The 19733-nt window shown below is 67.2% G+C and carries 16 protein-coding genes and 1 pseudogene; 11 read left to right on the forward strand and 6 right to left on the reverse strand.

Annotation, left to right across the window (positions count from 1 at the left end):
* The first annotated feature begins 47 nt into the window (after positions 1-47).
* From ACFQDH_RS17120 to ACFQDH_RS17150, 7 genes are all read left to right on the forward strand, one after another.
* On the forward strand, positions 48-1163 hold the full coding sequence (locus ACFQDH_RS17120; RefSeq protein WP_382403601.1) for a vWA domain-containing protein: 1116 nt from the start codon (positions 48-50) through the stop codon (positions 1161-1163).
* Positions 1156-2274 carry an XdhC family protein gene (locus tag ACFQDH_RS17125; protein WP_382403602.1) on the forward strand — a complete coding sequence of 373 codons (1119 nt, stop codon included), beginning with the start codon at positions 1156-1158 and terminating at the stop codon, positions 2272-2274. Before ACFQDH_RS17120 ends, ACFQDH_RS17125 begins: the two co-directional genes overlap by 8 nt.
* 63 nt (positions 2275-2337) lie before the next feature.
* Positions 2338-3570 carry a sigma-54-dependent transcriptional regulator family protein gene (locus ACFQDH_RS17130; protein WP_382403603.1) on the forward strand — a complete coding sequence of 411 codons (1233 nt, stop codon included), beginning with the start codon at positions 2338-2340 and terminating at the stop codon, positions 3568-3570.
* Between the two features lie 144 nt (positions 3571-3714).
* Positions 3715-4200, forward strand: a complete 486-nt coding sequence (locus ACFQDH_RS17135) for a (2Fe-2S)-binding protein (RefSeq protein WP_382403604.1) — start codon at positions 3715-3717, stop codon at positions 4198-4200.
* Complete coding sequence (locus ACFQDH_RS17140; RefSeq protein WP_382403605.1) at positions 4197-6614, forward strand: xanthine dehydrogenase family protein molybdopterin-binding subunit; 2418 nt, start codon at positions 4197-4199, stop codon at positions 6612-6614. Before ACFQDH_RS17135 ends, ACFQDH_RS17140 begins: the two co-directional genes overlap by 4 nt.
* Before the next feature lie 148 nt (positions 6615-6762).
* Complete coding sequence (locus tag ACFQDH_RS17145) at positions 6763-7467, forward strand: FAD binding domain-containing protein (RefSeq protein WP_382404893.1); 705 nt, start codon at positions 6763-6765, stop codon at positions 7465-7467.
* 4 nt (positions 7468-7471) lie between these two features.
* Positions 7472-8209, forward strand: coding sequence for an SRPBCC family protein (locus ACFQDH_RS17150; protein WP_382403606.1), 738 nt, complete (start codon positions 7472-7474; stop codon positions 8207-8209).
* A 12-nt stretch (positions 8210-8221) separates the two neighbouring features.
* Here ACFQDH_RS17150 and ACFQDH_RS17155 read toward each other — a convergent pair whose 3' ends face one another.
* The 3 genes from ACFQDH_RS17155 to ACFQDH_RS17165 are packed head-to-tail and all read right to left on the reverse strand — an operon-like array spanning position 8222 to position 10570.
* On the reverse strand, positions 8222-9415 hold the full coding sequence (locus ACFQDH_RS17155) for an MFS transporter (protein ID WP_382403607.1): 1194 nt from the start codon (positions 9413-9415) through the stop codon (positions 8222-8224).
* 25 nt (positions 9416-9440) lie between these two features.
* Entirely contained in the window at positions 9441-10010 is a 570-nt protein-coding gene (locus ACFQDH_RS17160) for a methyltransferase domain-containing protein (RefSeq protein WP_382403608.1), read from the reverse strand.
* Positions 10007-10570, reverse strand: a complete 564-nt coding sequence (locus ACFQDH_RS17165) for a class I SAM-dependent methyltransferase (RefSeq protein ID WP_382403609.1) — start codon at positions 10568-10570, stop codon at positions 10007-10009. The genes ACFQDH_RS17160 and ACFQDH_RS17165 overlap by 4 nt, the downstream gene beginning before the upstream one ends.
* Positions 10571-10834: 264 nt before the next feature.
* Between ACFQDH_RS17165 and ACFQDH_RS17170 the strand changes: the two genes are divergently transcribed.
* Positions 10835-11389 (forward strand): cysteine hydrolase family protein, encoded by a 555-nt coding sequence (locus tag ACFQDH_RS17170; RefSeq protein WP_382403610.1) that lies wholly within the window; start codon positions 10835-10837, stop codon positions 11387-11389.
* Positions 11386-13765: pseudogene (locus ACFQDH_RS17175) on the forward strand (ATP-binding cassette domain-containing protein). The gene ACFQDH_RS17170 and the pseudogene ACFQDH_RS17175 overlap by 4 nt, the downstream one beginning before the upstream one ends.
* 57 nt (positions 13766-13822) lie before the next feature.
* Here the strand turns inward: ACFQDH_RS17175 and ACFQDH_RS17180 are convergent.
* The 3 genes from ACFQDH_RS17180 to ACFQDH_RS17190 are packed head-to-tail and all read right to left on the reverse strand — an operon-like array spanning position 13823 to position 17378.
* The gene (locus tag ACFQDH_RS17180; RefSeq protein ID WP_382403611.1) at positions 13823-16315 is read right to left on the reverse strand and encodes an ABC transporter permease; all 2493 of its coding nucleotides are present in this window, start codon (positions 16313-16315) and stop codon (positions 13823-13825) included.
* On the reverse strand, positions 16312-17115 hold the full coding sequence (locus ACFQDH_RS17185; protein WP_382403612.1) for an ABC transporter ATP-binding protein: 804 nt from the start codon (positions 17113-17115) through the stop codon (positions 16312-16314). The genes ACFQDH_RS17180 and ACFQDH_RS17185 overlap by 4 nt, the downstream gene beginning before the upstream one ends.
* Positions 17112-17378, reverse strand: a complete 267-nt coding sequence (locus tag ACFQDH_RS17190) for a hypothetical protein (protein ID WP_382403613.1) — start codon at positions 17376-17378, stop codon at positions 17112-17114. The genes ACFQDH_RS17185 and ACFQDH_RS17190 overlap by 4 nt, the downstream gene beginning before the upstream one ends.
* 215 nt (positions 17379-17593) lie before the next feature.
* Between ACFQDH_RS17190 and ACFQDH_RS17195 the strand changes: the two genes are divergently transcribed.
* Both ACFQDH_RS17195 and ACFQDH_RS17200 read left to right on the forward strand, forming a co-directional pair.
* Positions 17594-18871, forward strand: a complete 1278-nt coding sequence (locus ACFQDH_RS17195; RefSeq protein ID WP_382403614.1) for a sensor histidine kinase — start codon at positions 17594-17596, stop codon at positions 18869-18871.
* Positions 18859-19512, forward strand: coding sequence for a response regulator (locus ACFQDH_RS17200; protein WP_382403615.1), 654 nt, complete (start codon positions 18859-18861; stop codon positions 19510-19512). Before ACFQDH_RS17195 ends, ACFQDH_RS17200 begins: the two co-directional genes overlap by 13 nt.
* The last annotated feature ends 221 nt before the right edge of the window (positions 19513-19733 follow it).

The following is a 19733-nucleotide window of genomic DNA, read 5'->3' on the forward strand; positions in this document are numbered from 1 at the left end:
CAAAGTTCTCCGCTCGTGCCTCGCTCCGATACTTCGCGGGGACCCCGATGATCACCCCACAAAGTCACGCCGCTGAGAACATTCTGCTGGGCTTCACGCGAGCGCTGCGAGCTGCCGGTGTACGGGTCACGCAGGACCGGGCCACGAGCTTCCTGACGGCAACCGCGATCGTCGGGCTGGGCGACCCCGAGGCGGTGTATGTCGCCGGCCGAGCGACCCTGTGCTCCGGGCCTGACGACCTGGAGCGGTTCGACCGGGTCTTCGAAGCCTGGTTCGGTGACCGGTCGGAGCTGCCACGCACCATTCCGCGAGAGCGGCCCCAGGAGGTTGCCGCACCGCTGCCGGTCAGCGACGACCCTGATGACGCCGGCGGCGAGGGGGAGCCGGACGTCGTGCAGGCAGCGGCGTCGGAGACCGAGATCCTGCGGCACCGCGATGTCGCATCGATGGACGGTGCGCAGAAGGCGATCCTGGATGCGATGATCCGTGCTCTGCATCCACGCGTGCCGGTGCGTCGCGCTTCGCGCCATACAGCGTGGCGCCGGGGTGAGGTCGATCTGCAACGGACACTGCGCAGTTCGTTGCGGCTGATGGGGGAACCGGGCCAGGTGCAACGCCGCCGGCGAGGCACCCAGCCGCGTCGCGTGGTCCTCCTGGTCGACGTGTCCGCGAGCATGCGTCCGTATGCCGACGCGTTGTTGCGGCTGGCCCACACGCTGGTCCGGACCGGCGGCTCCGTCGAGGTCTTCACCCTCGGGACGCGGCTGACTCGGATCACGACCGCGCTGCGCGTCGCCGACCCGGACCGAGCCCTGGTCCGTGCGGGGGACGAGGTTCCCGACTGGGCGGGCGGTACCCGGCTGGGGGAGGCGCTCGAGGCGTTCCTGACCCGATGGGGTGCGCGGGGAATGGCGAGGGGCGCTGTCGTGGTTGTCTTCAGTGACGGCTGGGAGCGCGGTGACGCGCACCTGCTGGGCGAGCAGATGGCCCGACTGGCCCGGCTGGCGCACCGGGTGGTGTGGGTCAACCCGCACCGCGGCAAGGAAGGTTACGAGCCCGTGCAGCAAGGAATCGTCGCGGCGCTTCCGCATTGCGACGACTTCGTGGCCGGGCACTCGTTGCGTTCGTTCGAGCAGGTCTTGGAGGTGGTCGGCAATGCGTGAAGTGCTGACGGAGCTGATGCAGTGGTATGACGCCGGCGAGACCGTCGGCGTCGGCACCGTCGTGGCGACCTTCCGCTCGGCGCCGCGACCGCCGGGAGCTTCGATGCTGGTTGGCCCCGGCGGTGAAGCAGTCGGTTCGGTCTCTGGCGGCTGCGTCGAGGGCGCCGTCTACGAGCTGGCCGGTGAGGTTCTCGAGTCCGGTCAGTCGGTGCTGCAGCGCTACGGAGTGTCCGACGACGACGCGTTCGCCGTCGGACTCACCTGCGGCGGCATACTCGACGTGTATGTCGAAAAGGTCGACAAGACAACCTTTCCCGAGCTGCCGGCAGTCGCGCAGGACATCGAGCAGGACCGGCCGGTCGCAGTCGCCACCGTGATCGAGCACCCTGACCCGTCCTGGGTCGGCCGGCGGATGGTGATCCGACCCGACCAGCAGCCGATCGGGCGGATGGGCAGTGACCGGGCCGACTCCGCGGTGGCCGACGACGCGCTCGGTCTGCTGGCCAGCGGACGCAGTGCGACGCTGACCTACGGGCCCGACGGGCAACGGCTCGAAGACGGCATGCGGGTCTTCGTCTCGACGTTTGCACCGCCGCCACGGATGCTGGTTTTCGGCGCCATCGACTTCGCTGCCGCGGTGGCCAAGGTCGGCTCCTTCCTCGGCTACCGGGTGACCGTGTGCGACGCCCGACCGGTCTTCGCCACGCACTCGCGGTTCCCCGACGCCGACGAGGTGATCGTGGACTGGCCGCACCGTTACCTGACCGGCGAGGTCGACGCCGGCCGGATCGACGGCCGCACCGTGATCGCCGTACTCACCCACGACCCGAAGTTCGACGTGCCGCTGCTGGAGGTGGCGCTGCGGGCGCCAGAGGTCGCCTACATCGGTGCGATGGGTTCGCGGCGGACCCACGAGGACCGTTTGACCAGGTTGCGCGAAATCGGTGTCGCCGAGGACCAACTGGAGCGATTGTCCAGTCCGCTCGGACTCGACCTTGGTGGTCGCACACCCGAGGAGACCGCGATCAGCATCGCGGCGGAGATCATCGCCCGGCAATGGGGTGGCAGCGGCAACAGCCTGGGTGAGATCAGCGGCCGCATCCACGCCTGAACCGCCTTGGTCCATGGCACTGCCGGGATAGTGTGATGGGGGTCACTTCGTCGGAGGTCATCCATGGAGCACTCCCTAGGTTCGCTGCGCGACCGTCGCCTCGATGCGGTGCGCGCATGGACCGCATTCGTCACCGAGGGTGACGACGCTGTCCGGGTTCGGCCGGAGGTCCTGTCGAGCTGGCGACGGTCTGCCCAGGGCGCCGCGCTGGACGCGACCGGAGCTCCGCTTGCGGATGAGCACGACACTGCCGCGTTCTGGCAGGACTCACCGTTGCAGTCTGCCGTGTCGACGGTGGAGCAGGAGTTGCGACGCAGTGCCGAGGACGGCGACCTGGTGCTGGCGGTCACGGACACCAAGACCCGGATCCTGTGGACGTATGGCGGCAGGGTGATGCGCCGCAAGGCGGAGTCCGTCAACTTCGTCCCGGGTGGTCGCTGGGACGACGCCAGCGTCGGCACCAACGCCCTGGACCTGGCCGGGCGACTGGATGCGCCGGCGACAGTCTTCTCCGCCGAGCACTACTCGCCAATGGTGCACAACTGGGTGTGTTGGGCCGCGCCTGTGCACGACCCGGTGACGGGGGAGCGGCTCGGTGTGATCGACCTGTCGACGACCTGGGACCGCGCGCACCCGATCGGGTTGGCGACTGCGCGGCTGATGGCTCGGATGATCGAGAGCGCGCTGCCTGACACGCGGCAGCATCCGCGACACGGCATCGCCGGCTCGGACCAAGGGCTCGCGTTGACACTGCTGGGGGCGGCGGAGGCGCGACTCGACGGTCAGCGATTGCTGCTCAACCGGAGGCAGACCGAGATCCTCGCGTTGCTCGGCCTGCACCCAGACGGGCTGTCCCTCGAGCGGTTGCACGCATTGCTCTACGGCGACGCTGCCGTGAGCGCCTCGACGCTGAAAGCCGAGGTGTCCCACCTGCGTTCGACGCTGGGCGGCGCGATCTCCTCAAGGCCCTACCGGCTGATGTTGCCGGTGACCATCGACGTCGACGAAGTGCTGGAGCGGATCCGTCAGGGCCAGGTGCTGGCTGCCGTTGCGGCATACGGCGGCGATCTGATGCCCGGCACGGACTCACCCGCGTTGTCCGAGTTGGCCGAGGTTGTCGCGGTCGCCGTGCGCGAGGCATTGCTCGCCGACCCCGACCCCGATGCAGTGCTCGGCTACAGCGAGATCGCCCCGTATGACGCAGAAGTACTCGAGACCTGCCTGCGCCGGATCGGCGGTGACACGCACCGCGCCGTCCCGCTGCTCCGTGGGCGTTTGGCCGCTGCGAAACGTTGAAGCGGAGAACTCGGGGTCCCCGCGAAGTATCGGAGGAGCGAAGCGGGGGAGAACTTCGTGGGGTGAGGGCCAACCTTCGGCCAACCAGTTCGTCATAGGTTCGGACTGACGCCAGAAGTCTGCGTACTGCGAAGGGTGCCGAACATGACAAAGATCGAACTCACCGTCGACGGAGGCAAGGTCTCCGATGACGTCGAGCCACGGATGTTGCTCGTGCAGTTCCTGCGCGAAAAGCTAGGAAAGACAGGCACTCTCATCGGTTGCGACACCAGCAACTGTGGCGCCTGCACTGTGCACCTGAACGGCCACGCCGTGAAGTCGTGCAACATGCTCGCCGTACAGGCCGATGGGGCCGAGGTGACCACGATCGAAGGCCTCGCAGCGACGTATGACGGGGGAGACCTGCACCCGATGCAGGCCGCCTTCCACGAGTGCCACGCCCTGCAGTGCGGCTTCTGCACACCGGGCATGATCATGCGCTCGGTCGACCTGCTGAACGAGAATCCCGACCCGAGCGAAGCAGAGATCCGCGAAGGGCTGGAAGGCAACCTGTGCCGTTGCACCGGCTACCACAACATCGTGCGCGCGGTGCAGACCGCGGCGGCTGCCGGAAAGGGAGCCCAGTCATGACTGTGACAGATGACCGTCCGGCCGCCGAGATAGGCAAGGACCGCCGACGCAAGGAGGACCGCCGGCTGATCACCGGCAGCAGCCGCTACACCGACAACATCGTGTTGCCGGGCATGCTGCAACTGGCGATGGTGCGCAGTCCATTCGCGCACGCAAAGGTGACGTCGATCGACACGTCCGAGGCCAAGCAGGCCCCCAACGTCGTGGCGGTCTACACCGCTGCAGACCTTGACGATTCGGCAGGCGTGCTGATCAACGCGTGGCCGATCACGCCGGACCAGAAGACACCCGTGCATCCGATCCTGGCGTCCGACCGAGTGACTTTCGCGGGCGAGATCGTCGCCGTGGTGGTGGCTCGCAGCGCAGCCGCCGCCCGCGACGCGGCCGAGCTGGTCGACGTCGACTACGACGAGTTGCCGGCCGCCATCGACCTCAAGGATGCGGTCGCCGACAAGGTGCTGGCCCATCCCGACCTCGGCACGAACAAGTCCGCACTGTGGGTGTTCGACTCCGCGGAGGCGGGCACCGGCGGCAATGTCGAAGACGCCATCAGCAAGGCGCGCACAGACGGCGTGGTCATCGAGCGGGAGTTCCGCCAGAACCGGCTGATCCCGGCATACATGGAGCCACGGTCCGTCGTCGTCGATCCGACCGGCGAGCAGCTGACGATGTGGTCGGCGACGCAGGTTCCGCACATCGTGCGCTTCGCGCTGGCAGCGACGACAGGCGTGCCCGAGAACAAGATTCGAGTCATCGCTCCGGATGTCGGTGGCGGTTTCGGCGGCAAGCTGCAGGTCACTCCCGAGGAGTGGCTGGCCTGGTGGATCGCCCGCCAACTGCACAAGCCGGTGAAGTTCACCGAGACCCGCTCCGAGTCGATGGTCGCCGGTCACCATGGCCGCGACCAGTGGCAGAAGCTCACACTCGCGGCAACCAAGGAAGGACAGGTCACCGGGCTCAAGGTCGAGTTGACCGCCGACCTCGGGTCCTATGTCGCGATCGTCGGCGGTGGGGTGCCCGTGCTGGGTGCGTTCATGTACAACGCGATCTACAAGATCCCGGCATACCACTTCGCCTGCCAGACGGTCCTCACCAACAAGACCTGGACGGACGCCTACCGGGGCGCCGGCCGGCCGGAGGCCACCTTCGCCATCGAGCGGCTGATGAGCGAGCTGGCCAATGAGCTGGGGATGGACCCCCTGGAGTTGCGGGAGAAGAACTGGATCAAGCACGAGGAGTTCCCGTTCACGACGGTTGCCGGGCTCGAATACGACTCGGGCAACTACGAAGCGGCGACTTCGGCGGCCAAGGAGTTCTTCGGGTATGACGAACTGCGCGCCGAGCAGGCTCGGCGCCGGGAGGCCGGCGACACCGTCCAGCTCGGCATCGGCGTCTCGACCTTCACCGAGATGTGCGGTCTCGCCCCGTCGCGGGTGCTCGGATCGCTCGACTACGGCGCGGGCGGCTGGGAGCACGCTTCGGTGCGGATGCTGGCCACCGGCACCGTGGAAGTGGTGACCGGCACGAGTGCGCACGGGCAAGGCCACGAGACCGCGTTCAGCCAGATCGTCGCCGACCGACTCGGGGTGCCTTTCGAGGCCGTCGAGATCCTGCACGGTGACACCCAGGTCTCCGTCAAGGGCCTGGACACCTACGGGTCTCGGTCACTCGTCGTCGGCGGTGAGGCGATCGTGCGGGCCGCTGACAAGGTCATCGAGAAGGCCAAGCCCGTTGCGGCGCACCTGCTGGAGGCGTCGGTGGACGACATCGAGTTCGCCGCCGGACAGTTCAAGGTCAAGGGCACCGACGCCGGACTGTCCATCCAGGAGGTTGCCGGCGCTGTCTTCACCGCCCACAACCTGCCGGACGGTATGGAGCCCTCGATCGACGCCGAGGCGACATACGACCCGATCAACTTCAACTACCCGCACGGCACCCACCTGTGTGCTGTCGAAGTGGACACCGAGACGGGTCAGGTCAAGCTGCGCAAATACACCTGCGTGGACGACATCGGCAACATCATCAACCCGCTGATCGTCGAGGGCCAGGTGCACGGCGGCCTGGTGCAGGGCATCGCACAGGCACTGTTCGAGGACGCTGTCTTCGATGATCGGGGCACCCTGGTGTCGGGGTCGTTCGTCGACTACCTGGTGCCCAGCGCAGCCGACCTGATCAGCTTCGACGCACACACCGCGTCGACCCCGGCCACCACGAACACGTTGGGGACAAAGGGAGTTGGCGAGGCAGGCACCATCGCTTCCACACCCGCCGTCGTCAACTCGGTGCTCGACGCCGTGCGGCAGTTCGGCGTCAGCGACATCGTCATGCCGTGCTCTCCGGCACGGGTCTACGCGGCCATCGCGGCCGGCCGGGCCGGCGATACCGGCTCCGCAGCGGAAGGAGCGGGCCAATGATCCCGGCAGCATTCGACTACGCGGCACCAGCGAGCGTCGAGGAGGCACTCACGCTCCTCGCCGAGCACGGCGACGACGCCAAGATCATCGCCGGGGGCAGTCACTGCTCCCGGTCCTGCGACTGCGGCTCAACGCGCCCGAGTTCGTCATCGACCTCGGCAAGATCGACGCGTTGCGCGGCATCCGGGAGGACGGCGACGCGTTGGTCATCGGTGCGATGACGACCCACAGCGCAGTGGCGTCAGATCCGCTGGTCGCCCAGCACGCGGCACTGATCGGCAAGGCGGTCGCGACAGTGGCCGACGCACAGGTGCGTAACCGCGGCACGTTCGGCGGGGCGCTCGCCCACGCCGACCCGGCCGGTGACGTCGGAGCGCCGGCCCTCGCGCTGGGCGCGCAGTTCGTGATCGCCGGTCAGGGCGGATCGACCCGCACCGTCGACGCGTCCGAATTCTTCGTGGATCTCTTCGAGACGGCGATCGCCGAGGATGAGTTGCTGACCGAGGTCCGCATCCCGAAGCACACCGGCTGGGGTGCGCACTACGAGAAGTTCGTCCGGATCGCGCAGCAGTGGTCGATCGTGGCGGTTGCGGCGTCGGTTCGCTCCGAGGGAGGCAACATCGCGGAAGCGCGCGTGGCGCTGACCAACATGGGATCCACGCCGATCCGGGCCACGTCGGTCGAGCAGGCGTTGCAGGGTCAGCCGGCCACCGAGGACGCCATACGAGCCGCGGTCGCTGCGGTCGCCGAGGGTACGAACCCGCCGACGGACCTCAACGGTGATGCGGGCTATCGCAAGCACCTCGCTGAGGTGCTGACCCGGCGCGCCGTGCTCACCGCTGCGACAGGATGACCCGATGGATCTGAAACATTCCTTCACCGTTCCCGCCAGCATCGACGAGACCTGGGCGGCGTTCCAGGACATCGAGTCCGTCGCCGAGTGTTTCCCCGGTGCGCAGATCATCTCGGTCGAGGGCGACACATTCAACGGGACCGTCAAGGTCAAGCTGGGTCCGATCGCGTTGGTCTACAAGGGGACTGGCACGTTCACCGAGCGTGACGAGTCCACCCACAAGATGGTCATCGACGCCAAGGGCAAGGACAAGCGCGGCAACGGCACGGCCGGTGCGCTGGTCACCGCCACCATGGCCGAGGTGGACGGCGGCACCACGGTGGACGTCGTCACGGACCTGGCGATCACCGGCAAGCCGGCGCAGTTCGGCCGCGGCGTCATCCAGGACGTCTCGGACAAGTTGCTCGGCCAGTTCGTCGACTGCTTGCAGGCGAAGGTCGGTTCGAGCACCGCCTCGGCTGAGGCGGCGGACCGGGCGTCGGCCGAGTCGGCCGAGTCGGCCTCCGTGGCTGCCCCTGTCGCATCATCGGTCGCATCTTCGACGACACCGTCTCCCGAACCGGCGGCGCGGCCGACTCCCGCGACTCCGCTCGCATCGGCTCCGGCCAGGTCCGAGGACGATTCACTGGACCTCGGCGCGGCCGTCCTGCCGGTGCTGGCGAAGGCCTACTGGAAGCAGGCGGTCGCTGCGGTCGCGGGCCTCGCAATCTTTGCTGGACTCATCAAGCGGCTACGGCGCTGAGGTTTCGAGCGTTCAAGCGGCGCGGACGATCATGGTGTCTCGGACCATGATCCACGCTGCTGCAGCACACCCGGCGAGTATGGCGGTGACGGTGAACGCCGTGGGGAATCCCCATTCCTGGGCGATGAATCCTCCGACGATCGGTCCGATGACGGTGCCCAGGTCCTGGCTCATCTGGTAGGTGACCAGGACCGGGCCGCCGCGCCCCCGGCCATACATCACATCGGCGAGGACGGCCTGCTGCGACGGGCTGACCATGCCGGTGCCGATGCCTCCGACGAGCGTGGACGCGAACGCGAACCACACGTTGCTGGTCAGTGCCAGCGCGAGCGTCGCAAGGGCGAGCACCGTCATACCGGCGATGATCAGTGGGCGACGACCGACCCGGTCCGACAACCGGCCGGCGGGCATCATCGCGATGACGTCGCCGCACGCATAGGTCGCCAGGGCCAGCCCCGCGACGCCGTCCGCCTGATGGAGCTCGAGCGAGAAGTAGAGCGGGACCAGGGACACCCGCATCGCGTAGACCCAGCCGAAGATCGCTGCAGTCACAACCGCCGACCGGTAACCCCCGATGCTGAGTGCCTCCGCCAGGGGCATCGCCTCGACGGTGTCGTTCCGGTCGATAGACGCGAGGGTGCTACCCCGCAACTGCAGATGCACGACGGCGATCGCAGCGAAGAGTGCCACGGCATACACGACGAAGGGGACGCGTAGGCCGAAGCCGACGAGGGCTCCGCCGAGGATCGGCCCGCTGATGCTGCCGAGCACGAAGCCCGAGGAGTAGAGCCCCGAGACGCGACCGCGTATTGCCGGTGGTGCGATGCGGATCATCAGGCCCATCGCGCCCACCGAGAACATCACCGAGCCGACGCCACCGGTGCCACGGAAAAGCATGAGCTGCCAATAGGTTTGGGCAAATGCAGCGGCCAACGTCGAGAGTGCCACGATGAACACGCCGAGCAGGTACATCGGTCGCTCACCGAACTTGCGGACCAACCGGCCGGAGCTCGGTGCGAACGCCAATCGCATGACCGCGAACGCGGACACGATCGCTGACGCCGCGGTGACACCGACGCCGAAGCTGTGCGCGAACTGTGGGAGTGCCGGCGCGACGACGCCGTAGCCCAGCGCGATGACGAAGCCGGCCGACACCAGAACCCAGACCTCGCGCGGCATGCTCGGCGCGGCGGTCTTCTGGGTCATGGTGGATTCATTATGTCTTCCCGGCTCAGCGCTCGAGCAGCAGCAGGACCTCGTGGTGCCGGGTCTGCGGGAACATGTCGAAGAGTCGTGCTCGCGTGACGCGAAGGCTCGGCATGCGCGCGAGGTCGGCGGCCAGGCTGGTCGCGTTGCAGCTGGAGTAGAGCACGTGTGTGGCGCTCGAGCGGTCCAGTGCGGCGGCGAGTTCGCCGATGCCGCGGCGCGGCGGATTGACGATGACCAAATCGGCCGGCCGCCCGTCGTCGAGCGCGCTGGTCGCGTCTCCCGCCTCGAACTGTATGGCGCCCAGCGACTCCCGGCCCGGCAGTTGCTCGGCGCTCAGGCGTGCGCTGGCAACGGCGTCCTCTGATAACTCGACCCCTCGAACCGGCCCCGCCACGGTCGCCGCATGCAACGCGAAGCCACCCACCCCACAGAACAGGTCCAGCACACTGGTCGGCTGGATCTCCGAAATCCATTGCTGCGCCTGCCGATACAGCTGCGCGGCCACAGCAGTGTTGGTCTGGAAGAAACTGCGCGGCCTCAGGTGGAGGGTGATGTGGTTCAGTCGCATCGGCAGCGTCTGATCGCTCGTCAAGAAGATCTCGTCGTCACCTTCGAGCGCAGCCTTGTGCTCGGGCAGCAGGTTGACCGAAACGACACGCGTGCCCGGGACAGCCGCGAGCAGTTCGGGGAGCGCCCGTTCGATCCGGCCCAGCTGCCCGGGGAGCGCAGCACAAAGCGGATCATCGATTCGCCGTCCGGCGAGTGCGTCACGATCAGGTGCTTCAGCTCGCCGGTGCGCCGGGGGACGTCATACGGGGTGAGCCCGAGATCGGTGACGAAGCCGGCCAGCTGTAGGACGGCCTGGTGCAGTCCGGGCTCGTAGAGTCCGCAGTCGCGCAGGTCGACTCCGTGTCCGCCACGGTCCAGGATGCCGAAGGTCGGCGCCTGCCGGGTCCCGCCGACGGCGAGCTTGGCCTTGTTGCGGAAGTGCGACTCCGGCCCGGTTGCCGGCTCGTCCCAGTTGCCCGGAGCAACCCGCTCCGCCAACGTGTCAGCGACGGTCGCTTGGAGGTCGCGCACCTGTGCGGCATACGACTCGCCCATCAGCGTGCACGACCGGCACGCCGCGGCATCGAAGTAATCGCACTGCATGTGCCTGATTGTCCCTCACGAAAGCTGGTCGACTAGGGCAGACCATGCTGGTCGAGTAGCCGATGGAGGAGCGCAGCGGGGGAGTCGGCGTATCGAGACTCTGATCCTCTTAGTCAGAGGTGCAAGGGCGTCCGCCATACGACGAACGCCCTTGCACGTGCACGTAATCCGTCACCGCGAGTGATGAGCCTTCGGCAACAACGCGGGCACCGCTGTCGGTGTCCACGGCTACCGTCATATGCCTCACCGAATCGAGGAGCCGCCATGACCACGCTGACCGACCGATCCGAGACCGCGCTGTTGGTGATCGACGTGCAACAGGGCGTCGTGGAGGGCGCTCACGACCGCGACGCCGTGGTGGCCAACATCGCGTCGCTCGTCGACCGAGCGCGCACCCGAAACGTCCCGGTGGTGTGGGTGCAACACCACGACGATGGGCTCGAACAGGGTTCTGCTGCTTGGCAACTCGCCCCTGAGCTGTCCAGAGAGACGGGTGAGCCGCTGGTCGAGAAGGAGTATGGCGACTCGTTCGAGGCCACCGATCTCGAGGAGGTGCTCTCCGGCGCACACGTCGGACACCTGGTAGTAGCGGGTGCGCAGACCGACATGTGTATCCGGTCGACGATCCACGGCGCCTTCGCTCGCGGGTATGACGTGACGCTGGTCGGCGATGCCCACACGACGGAGGACCTCACGTCATACGGTGCACCCACGCCGGAGCTGGTCATCGCGCACACCAACCTCTACTGGCAGGAGCAAGCCGCTCCCGGTCGGATCGCTGCGACTGTAAAGACACAGGACGTAGATTTCGGGTCATGACCGGCCATTCGTCAACGCCTGCAGCTGCCCGAGGCCGCGCGGACGCGCACGACGTCATACGCGTTCTCGGTGCGCGTGAGAACAACCTGCGAGAGGTCAACGTCGAGTTGCCGAAGCGGCGCCTGACCGTCTTCACCGGCGTCTCCGGGTCCGGAAAGAGCTCGCTGGTCTTCGACACGATCGCGGCGGAGTCGCAGCGGCAGATCAACGAGACCTACAGTGCGTTCGTCCAGGGCTTCATGCCCAATCTCGCCCGACCCGACGTCGACCTGCTGGCCGGCCTCACCACCGCGATCATCGTCGACCAAGAACGCCTCGGTGCCAACCCGCGGTCAACAGTCGGCACGGCGACGGATGCGTTGGCGATGCTGCGAATCCTGTTCAGTCGCCTCGGGAAACCGCACATCGGCCCGGCGCGCGCATTCTCGTTCAACGTCGCCTCCGTCAGTGGGGCAGGCGCGGTGACCATCGAGAAGGAGGGACGCACGGTCAAGGAGCGTCGCGCCTTCAGCATCCTCGGCGGCATGTGTCCACGGTGCGAGGGACGTGGCAGCGTCACCGATTTCGACCTCACTGCCCTGTATGACGAGTCGAAATCGCTTCGTGACGGCGCCCTCACCATCCCCGGCTACAGCATGGACGGCTGGTACGGCCGGATCTTCCTGGGCTGTGGCTTCTTCGACCCGGACAAGCCGATCGCGAAGTTCACCAAGCGCGAGCGTGAGGCGCTGCTGCACAAGGAACCGACCAAGATCAAGGTCGACGGCATCAACATCACGTATGAGGGCCTGATCCCGCGCATCCGCAAGTCGTTCCTGGCCAAGGACCGAGAAGCGATGCAGCCACACATCCGCGCTTTCGTCGATCGGGCCGTCACCTTCGCCGCGTGCCCGGAGTGCGACGGGACCCGTCTCAACGACGCTGCCCGGTCCGCCAAAATCGACGGGGTCAATATCGCCGATGCGTGTGCGATGCAGATCAGCGATCTGGCGAAATGGATGCACACGGTCCAGGACACGTCCGTCCAACCGCTGCTGGATGGGTTGCGCGGCACACTCGATTCTTTTGTCCAGATCGGCTTGGGCTACCTGAGCCTGGACCGGTCATCGGGCTCGCTGTCCGGCGGAGAAGCCCAACGCACCAAGATGATTCGGCACCTCGGGTCCTCACTGACCGACGTGACCTATGTCTTCGACGAACCCTCCATCGGCCTGCATCCGCACGACATCGAGCGAATGAACGAGCTCTTGCTGCAACTGCGCGACAAGGGCAACACCGTGCTCGTGGTCGAGCACAAGCCCGAGATGATCGCGATCGCCGATCACGTGGTCGACCTCGGTCCGGGCGCAGGGGTCGACGGTGGCGAAGTCGTCTTCGAAGGGACCGTCGAGGAGTTGCGCGCAGCTGACACTCGCACTGCTCGACATCTGCACGACAAGGTATCGCTGAAGAACGACGTCCGCTCTTCGGATGCTGCGCTCGAGGTCCGTGGGGCGTCGCTGCACAACCTGCGGGACGTCGACGTCGACATACCTCTAGGCGTGCTCTGCGTCGTGACCGGTGTCGCGGGTTCGGGCAAGAGCTCCTTGATCCACGGTTCGGTGGCACGCCGTGACGGTGTGGTGACGATCGACCAGACCGCGATCCGTGGCTCTCGCAGGAGCAATCCGGCCACCTACACGGGCCTGCTGGACCCGATCCGTAAGGCGTTCGCCAAGGCAAACGGCGTCAAACCCGGTCTGTTCAGCGCTAATTCGGATGGCGCCTGCCCCAACTGCAACGGAGCCGGGGTCGTCTATACCGACCTGGCGATGATGGCCAGCGTGGCCGCACCCTGCGACGTGTGTGAGGGCAAACGCTTCCAGCCCGAGGTGCTCGATTACACCTTCGGTGGCAAGGACATCAGTGAGGTGCTCGGCATGCAGGTGTCGGACGCCGAGCAGTTCTTCGCGGCGGGGAGGGCGCCTGCCGGCCGCTCATAAGATCTTGCGCCGCCTCGTCGACGTCGGGCTCGGCTATGTGACCGTCGGCCAGCCGCTGACCACGTTGTCCGGCGGCGAGCGGCAACGGCTCAAGCTGGCCGCACAGATGGGGGAGAAGGCTGACATCTATGTGTTGGACGAGCCGACAGTCGGGCTGCACCTCGCCGATGTCGAGCAGTTGCTCGGACTGCTGGATCGGCTGGTCGATGACGGCAAGTCGGTCATCGTGATCGAGCATCATCAGGCGGTGATGGCCCGTGCCGACTGGCTCATCGATCTTGGTCCGGGCGCCGGACACGATGGTGGCACAGTGGTTTTCGAGGGCACACCGAAAGACCTTGTCGCGTCGAGATCCACTCTCACCGGCCAGCACCTGGCGGCATACGTCGGCTAGCGACGCGGGCCGGCCGGCGGTCTGGAGCAGACCTCCGACCGGCACGCCTGCCGCACTTCACGTCGCGATGTTCCTCAAGGTGTGCCGGGTCGTCAACATGGTTGCCGCGTATGCCGTTCCGCCCACCACGAGACAGGTCAGCGCCACCGGCCAAGCAGATCCCTGTGGCCATGGCTCACCCACCAGACCGATGCTGATGAAGGTCATCGGCACCAGGGAGATCAGCAACCCGGCGACGATCGCGCCGCCCACGATCAGGCCGCTCTCGACTCGCACCATGCGACTGATCTGTCCGGGTGTCGCGCCGATCGCACGCAGCGTCTCCCATTCCGTACGTCGTCGTGCGGTGGTTGCCACGAGTCGGTTGGCGACCCCGAGCAGCACGTAGCCCAGCAGCACGAGCGTCAGCGCAAGGCTGATGTTCTGGCCCGGCTCCTCGGTGCTCACCGCAGCAGAGGGCAGTGAACCGGCAGTCACTTCGGCACCCACCGTCCCGTGTACCGCTGTCTTCAGCTTGCTCACCAGAGCAGTCGGGTCGGCGCTTGACGTGACGAGCACCGAGTCGTACGAACGGTGCCCGTGCACCGCAAGTATGTCGCTCGACAGCACGACCTTGCCGAAGCCGAAACTGCGGTCGTAGGTCGCCACCAGTTTCGGATGTATGGCAGTGCCGTCGGCCATCGTCACTGGGAACCGGTGTCCGATGGCGATGCCTTTTGACGACGCGGTGAAGGAATCCAGTGCCGCCGTATCGCCGACCAACCGGTGCAGGTTCCCGTGGGTGACGTCGAGATCCAGTGCGGCAGGAGCGTCATGACCGAGTGCCGTCGCAGGGAAGGCTTCCGCGGTGTGTGCGCCATCGCTCACGCCGGTCAGCACCACGGTGGTGCCGCTCATCGGAACGGCCGCCGTGACTCCCGGTGTGCGCTGAACCGCGGCGAGAACCTGCGGGCTCACCCCACCGGCGGCATCCGCGGTCACAACCGCGGTGGCGTGGGTGGCTGCGGACCGGTCGTGGCTCGCTGCGGCTGCGAGAGTGCTCGCGACGAAGAGCTGAGTCATGGTCAGCGCGAGGGCGAGGGCGAGCACGGCCAGCGCCCCGCCGGTGCGCAGCGCGTAGGCACCGCTGTTGTTCACCGCGAGCCACCGGCTCACGGGACCCTGACGTGCTGAGATCCGCTCCGACAGACGGCTTCCGAGACTGCGCATCAGCGCGGGAGCCGCCATGGACAGCCCGATCATCGCCACGAGGATTCCGGAGGAAGCACTGATGAGTGCGATGTCGTTGCGGACGAAGAGTGGCACCAATGAGGCCGCGATCGGGAGCACCAGCAGCGCGATCCCGATCCGGGTCCGCAGCACGCCTCCGCTCGCCGGCTCGGTCTGGGTGTCGGCCACGGCACGCGTCGCGGATGCGCGCGAGATCCGCCAGGACGACATCCGGGCAGCGCCACGCACCACACCGAGCAGCAGGACGGCCGTGATCATCGCGGGCACCGGGCTCCACGCGACGGGCAGCTCGGACGAGACGACGCCGTTGTCCGCCATCACGTCCAACAGCGGTCTGGCCAGCAGATATCCACCGAGCACTCCGCCTGAAATCGCCATCAGCGCAATACGACTCGACTGTTGGGCCACCATGCTGCGCACTTGTCGAGGGGTTGCCCCGATTGCGCGCAGGAGGGCTAGTTCGCGCGCCCGGTTGGTGACTGAGATGGTGACCGCGCCGGCGACCAGGAACCCAACCAGCAGGACGATGACGCCGCCAGCGGATGCGGCGAAGGTGATGAGGTCGCCGCTGGCTGCCGCTGCGCCGAGACTCTCGACATCGCCGAGCTCGTCCCCGCTGGACACGATGAGTCCGGTGCCGGCCAATGCCTCCCGCACACGGTCCGAAACGGTCGAGACGTTGGCTCCTTCCGTCAGCCGAACTGCTACCAGGTCGACCGCATCAGGGTGCGGAGACAGGGAGCGGGCGGTCGTCGAATCGACATACAAGCCCGGTGCGGAGCCCGGAACGATTGCGGTGACCGTCATCGACCGCGTGTGCCCGTCGAGCACCGCTTCGACCCGAGTGCCGACTTTGGCGCCCACCGCGGATGCGTCGCTCTCGGAGAGCGCGAGCTCGGAGGGACCGTGAGGTGCGTGGCCGTTGATTCCCTTGTCCGGCAATAGAATCCGAACCCAGTTGTGGCCGTTGTGTGTCACATCGGGCGCCGCGACGGGATTGCCGTCGGCGCCGACCAACGTTGCGGTGAAGGAAATGTCGGCAGCTGCGGCAGCGACCCCGTCGACCGCCGCAACGCGATGCGTGATGTCGGCCCCGATGGGTGCCCGGTCGGGTAGCGCCACATCGAGGTCTTGATCCACCGGGACCGACTGACGAGCCGAGACCACGAGGTCCGCAGACGCGAGCCGGTGCGCCGGCAGGTGCGAGCGGTAGCCCGTCTCAGCCATCACGAGACTCGCCGTGACGAGTATCGCGCCGACGAAGACCGCGCAGGCGATCGCGACGACCTCACCGAGCCGGGGGCGCAGCGTGGGCTTCATCGGTGGTACCCGCCGAGCACGGCGGCCAGCGTCGCGGCGTCCGGACTCCGCAAGACCTGGTCGATGCGGCCGTCGAGCATGACCACGGTGTCGTCAGCGTATGACGCGGCAAGCGGGTCGTGGGTGACCATCACCACCGTCTGGCCGAACTCCGACACGAGTTCGCGCAACAGGTCGAGGACCGCGGTCGCGGTGCTCAGGTCGAGCGCTCCGGTCGGTTCGTCGGCGAAGATCACATCGGGTCTGCTCGCGACGGCACGTGCGATCGCGGCGCGCTGCTGCTGGCCGCCAGACAACTCTGACGGCATACGACGTAGATAGCCGGTGAGACCGACTCGGTCGACAACCGCCGCGAGCCACTCTCGGTCGGGCTTGGCGTCGGCGAGACGCAGCGGCAGGGTGATGTTGTCCTCGACGGACAGCGACGGGATCAGGTTGTAGGACTGGAAGATGAACCCGACATGCTGCCGGCGTATGACGGTCCGCTGTGTCTCGTTCAGGTTGGACACGGTCGTGCCGCCGATGGAGACGGTGCCCGTGGTCGGCACGTCGAGGCCGGCGGCGCAGTGCAACATCGTGCTCTTGCCGGACCCGGAACGGCCCATGATCGCCAAGAACCTACCGCGCGGGATGCGGAGCGAGACCGTCTGTAGTGCGTCGACCCGGCTGTCGCCCGAGCCGTACGTCTTGGTCACCTCGGTGAGTTGCACGGCAACGTCTTCGTCGACCGGGGCAGTGGATGGATGGCGTGGACCAATGGTCGTGGCCCGCTCGAACAGCTTGGTCACGGAGGCGGTCATCGCTTCCTCCGATTCAGGTAGCGCACGAGGAGTGCGATCAGGCCGGCACCCGCAAGTCCGCCGAACAGGCCACCCAGGACGTCCTGGCCGGCCACCGAGCACGCGGTGTTCAGGCCGGCGCCGATCGCCACGACGATCCAGAGCAGGGTGCTGACCGATCCACCGGTCTTCCCTGCCGCGCCTGGCGAGGAGACCGGACGGTAGACGCGCTCGTATCCATCACCACCCGTCGGCGTTTGGTCAATTCGGTACGGATCGCTCATGATTCGGGCTCCATCACTGCTTGGAAGATCGACTGATTCGGATGTCTTCAACGCTAGGAACAAGGACGGCGCAGCACGATCCGGTGAGCTACCCCAACGAGGTACAGCAGGCTGTACTTCTCACGCCGATCGGCCCGGTGAACGTGCACGGTGACCCACCTTCCGCATACGGTCGACATAGTCGCGGAGGAGCCGCGCGATCGAGGAGGTCACCGGTGTCGAGCCCGTCGGTACGTGCGGACCGCACGACCGTGCTGACCGACGCGTGGCGGGCTGTACGGCGGTCCGCCGTCGCCTTCAAGTGGCTGGTCACCGGGCTGTTGATCGGATTGCTGGCGATCTGTGTTCTGGCGATTGTCGTGCTGACTGGACTGCTCTGCATCGTGGGCGTCGGATTGCTCCTGATACCAGCCATGCTCGGGCTTGTTCGACGTGTTGCGGAGCTCGAGCGTCGTCGGCTGCGGGTGAGCGGTCACCCGGTCCAGATGCCGTATGACGCGCTGCCGCGAGGCGTGCGGGAAGCGTGGCGGACCGCCGTGCACGACTCGACGAGCCGTCGTGACTTGAAATGGCTGGCGTCATACGCCGTGGTGGGCACTTTCGTGGGCGGGGTCGCGCTGCAAGTCGTCGCGAACGCGGTGCAGGCACTGACCTTCCCGGCCTGGTGGCGACTGGTCCCGTCCGGTGACGCGACCCTGGTCAATGGCCTCGTGTCGGTAAGCACTTGGAAAGGGGCGTGGGCCGCGATGGCGATGGGCGCGGTGTGGCTCATCCTCGCGGTCGCGTTGAACCCGATGCTGCTGCGCATGCAGTCCGCACCCGGCCTGCGGTGGCTTCCGCCCGATCCGACACTCGACTGGTCGACGAGAGTTGCGGAGCTGACGGCGACACGCGCCGCGGCTCTCGATGCGCACGCGCTCGAGCTGCGGCGCATCGAGCGCGCACTGCACGACGGTGCTCAGAACAGGCTGGTCACCGTCGCGGTGCTGGCCGGAGCCGCGCAGCGCTCGATGGAGCATGACCCCGTGCGCGCGGCCGAGATCCTCGAAAGAGTCCAGTCCAGTGCGGAATCCGCGCTTGCCGAGCTCCGGTCCGTCGTCCGCAGCATCCTGCCGCCGGTGCTCGAGAACGGCGGGCTGGACGGCGCGCTATCTGCTCTGGCCGCGCAGTCACCGGTGCCGGCGCGGCTCAGTGTGACGACCGGGCGGCTGCCTGCGTCCGTGGAGACCACGGCCTACTTCGCCGTCGCGGAGGCGCTGACCAACGTCGCCAAGCACAGCGGCGCAACCCGCGCCTCGGTCGTCGTGACGACACAGGGCGAGATGCTGCAGGTCCTGGTCGAGGACGACGGGCACGGCGGAGCGCAGGTGCGTGAGGGCTCAGGTCTGGCCGGCATCGCGCGGCGTGCCGAAGCCCATGACGGGACACTGACCGTGTCGAGCCCAGCCGGTGGGCCGACCGTGGTGGAGGTGAAGTTGCCATGCGCGTCGTGATCGCGGAGGACGACGCGTTGTTGCGGGAAGGGCTGGTCCTGTTGCTGCAAGGTGAAGGACTCGACGTCGTCGCCGCAGTCGGGGGTCCGGACGAACTTCTGCAGGCCGTCGACGAGCACCGTCCCGATGTTGCCGTGGTCGATGTGCGGATGCCGCCGACACACACAAACGAGGGGATTCGAGCGGCCGTGGCTGCGCGTCGGGCGCATCCCGACCTTGCCGTGCTCGTCCTGTCTGCGTATGTCGAGCAGAGCTTCGCCACCGAGCTGCTCGCCGACGGTGCCGGGGGAGTCGGCTATCTACTCAAGGAGCGGGTCGGTCGGGTCGCGACCTTCCTCGATGCGTTGCACCGGGTGGTCGAAGGTGGCACTGCGATCGATCCGGATGTCGTCGCGCAGCTCTTCTCCCGGCAGCGGGCGAACGACCGGATCGCACTGCTCAGTCCTCGGGAACGAGAGGTGCTTTCGGTGATGGCCGAGGGTCTCGGCAATGCGGCTATCGCCAAGCGCCTCTTCATCACGGACAACGCCGTGCACAAGCACATCCGCAACGTCTTCGCCAAGCTCGCGCTGGAACCCGGCGACGACACCGACCGTCGGGTCGCAGCCGTGCTGCGCTTCCTCGAGGCCGCCGACCGCTGAGAATGCGGGTCGAGTAGGGCGAGCCGCTAGGCGAGGCCGTATCGAGACCGCGAACAGGCGGGTCGAGTGCTGGAGGAGCGAAGCGGGGGAGGTGTCGAGACCCCATCCCCGGTCGGTCACCTTGGTATGGCGTCGGCTCCGCCGCCGCGCCGGTCTCACTCCGTTCGCTCCGCTAGCGCTCCGCTCTCTGCATAGGCCCGTCGCGACGACGAACCCGACGC

The organism is Flexivirga alba, assembly GCF_042661025.1.
Lineage (GTDB): Bacteria > Actinomycetota > Actinomycetes > Actinomycetales > Dermatophilaceae > Flexivirga > Flexivirga alba.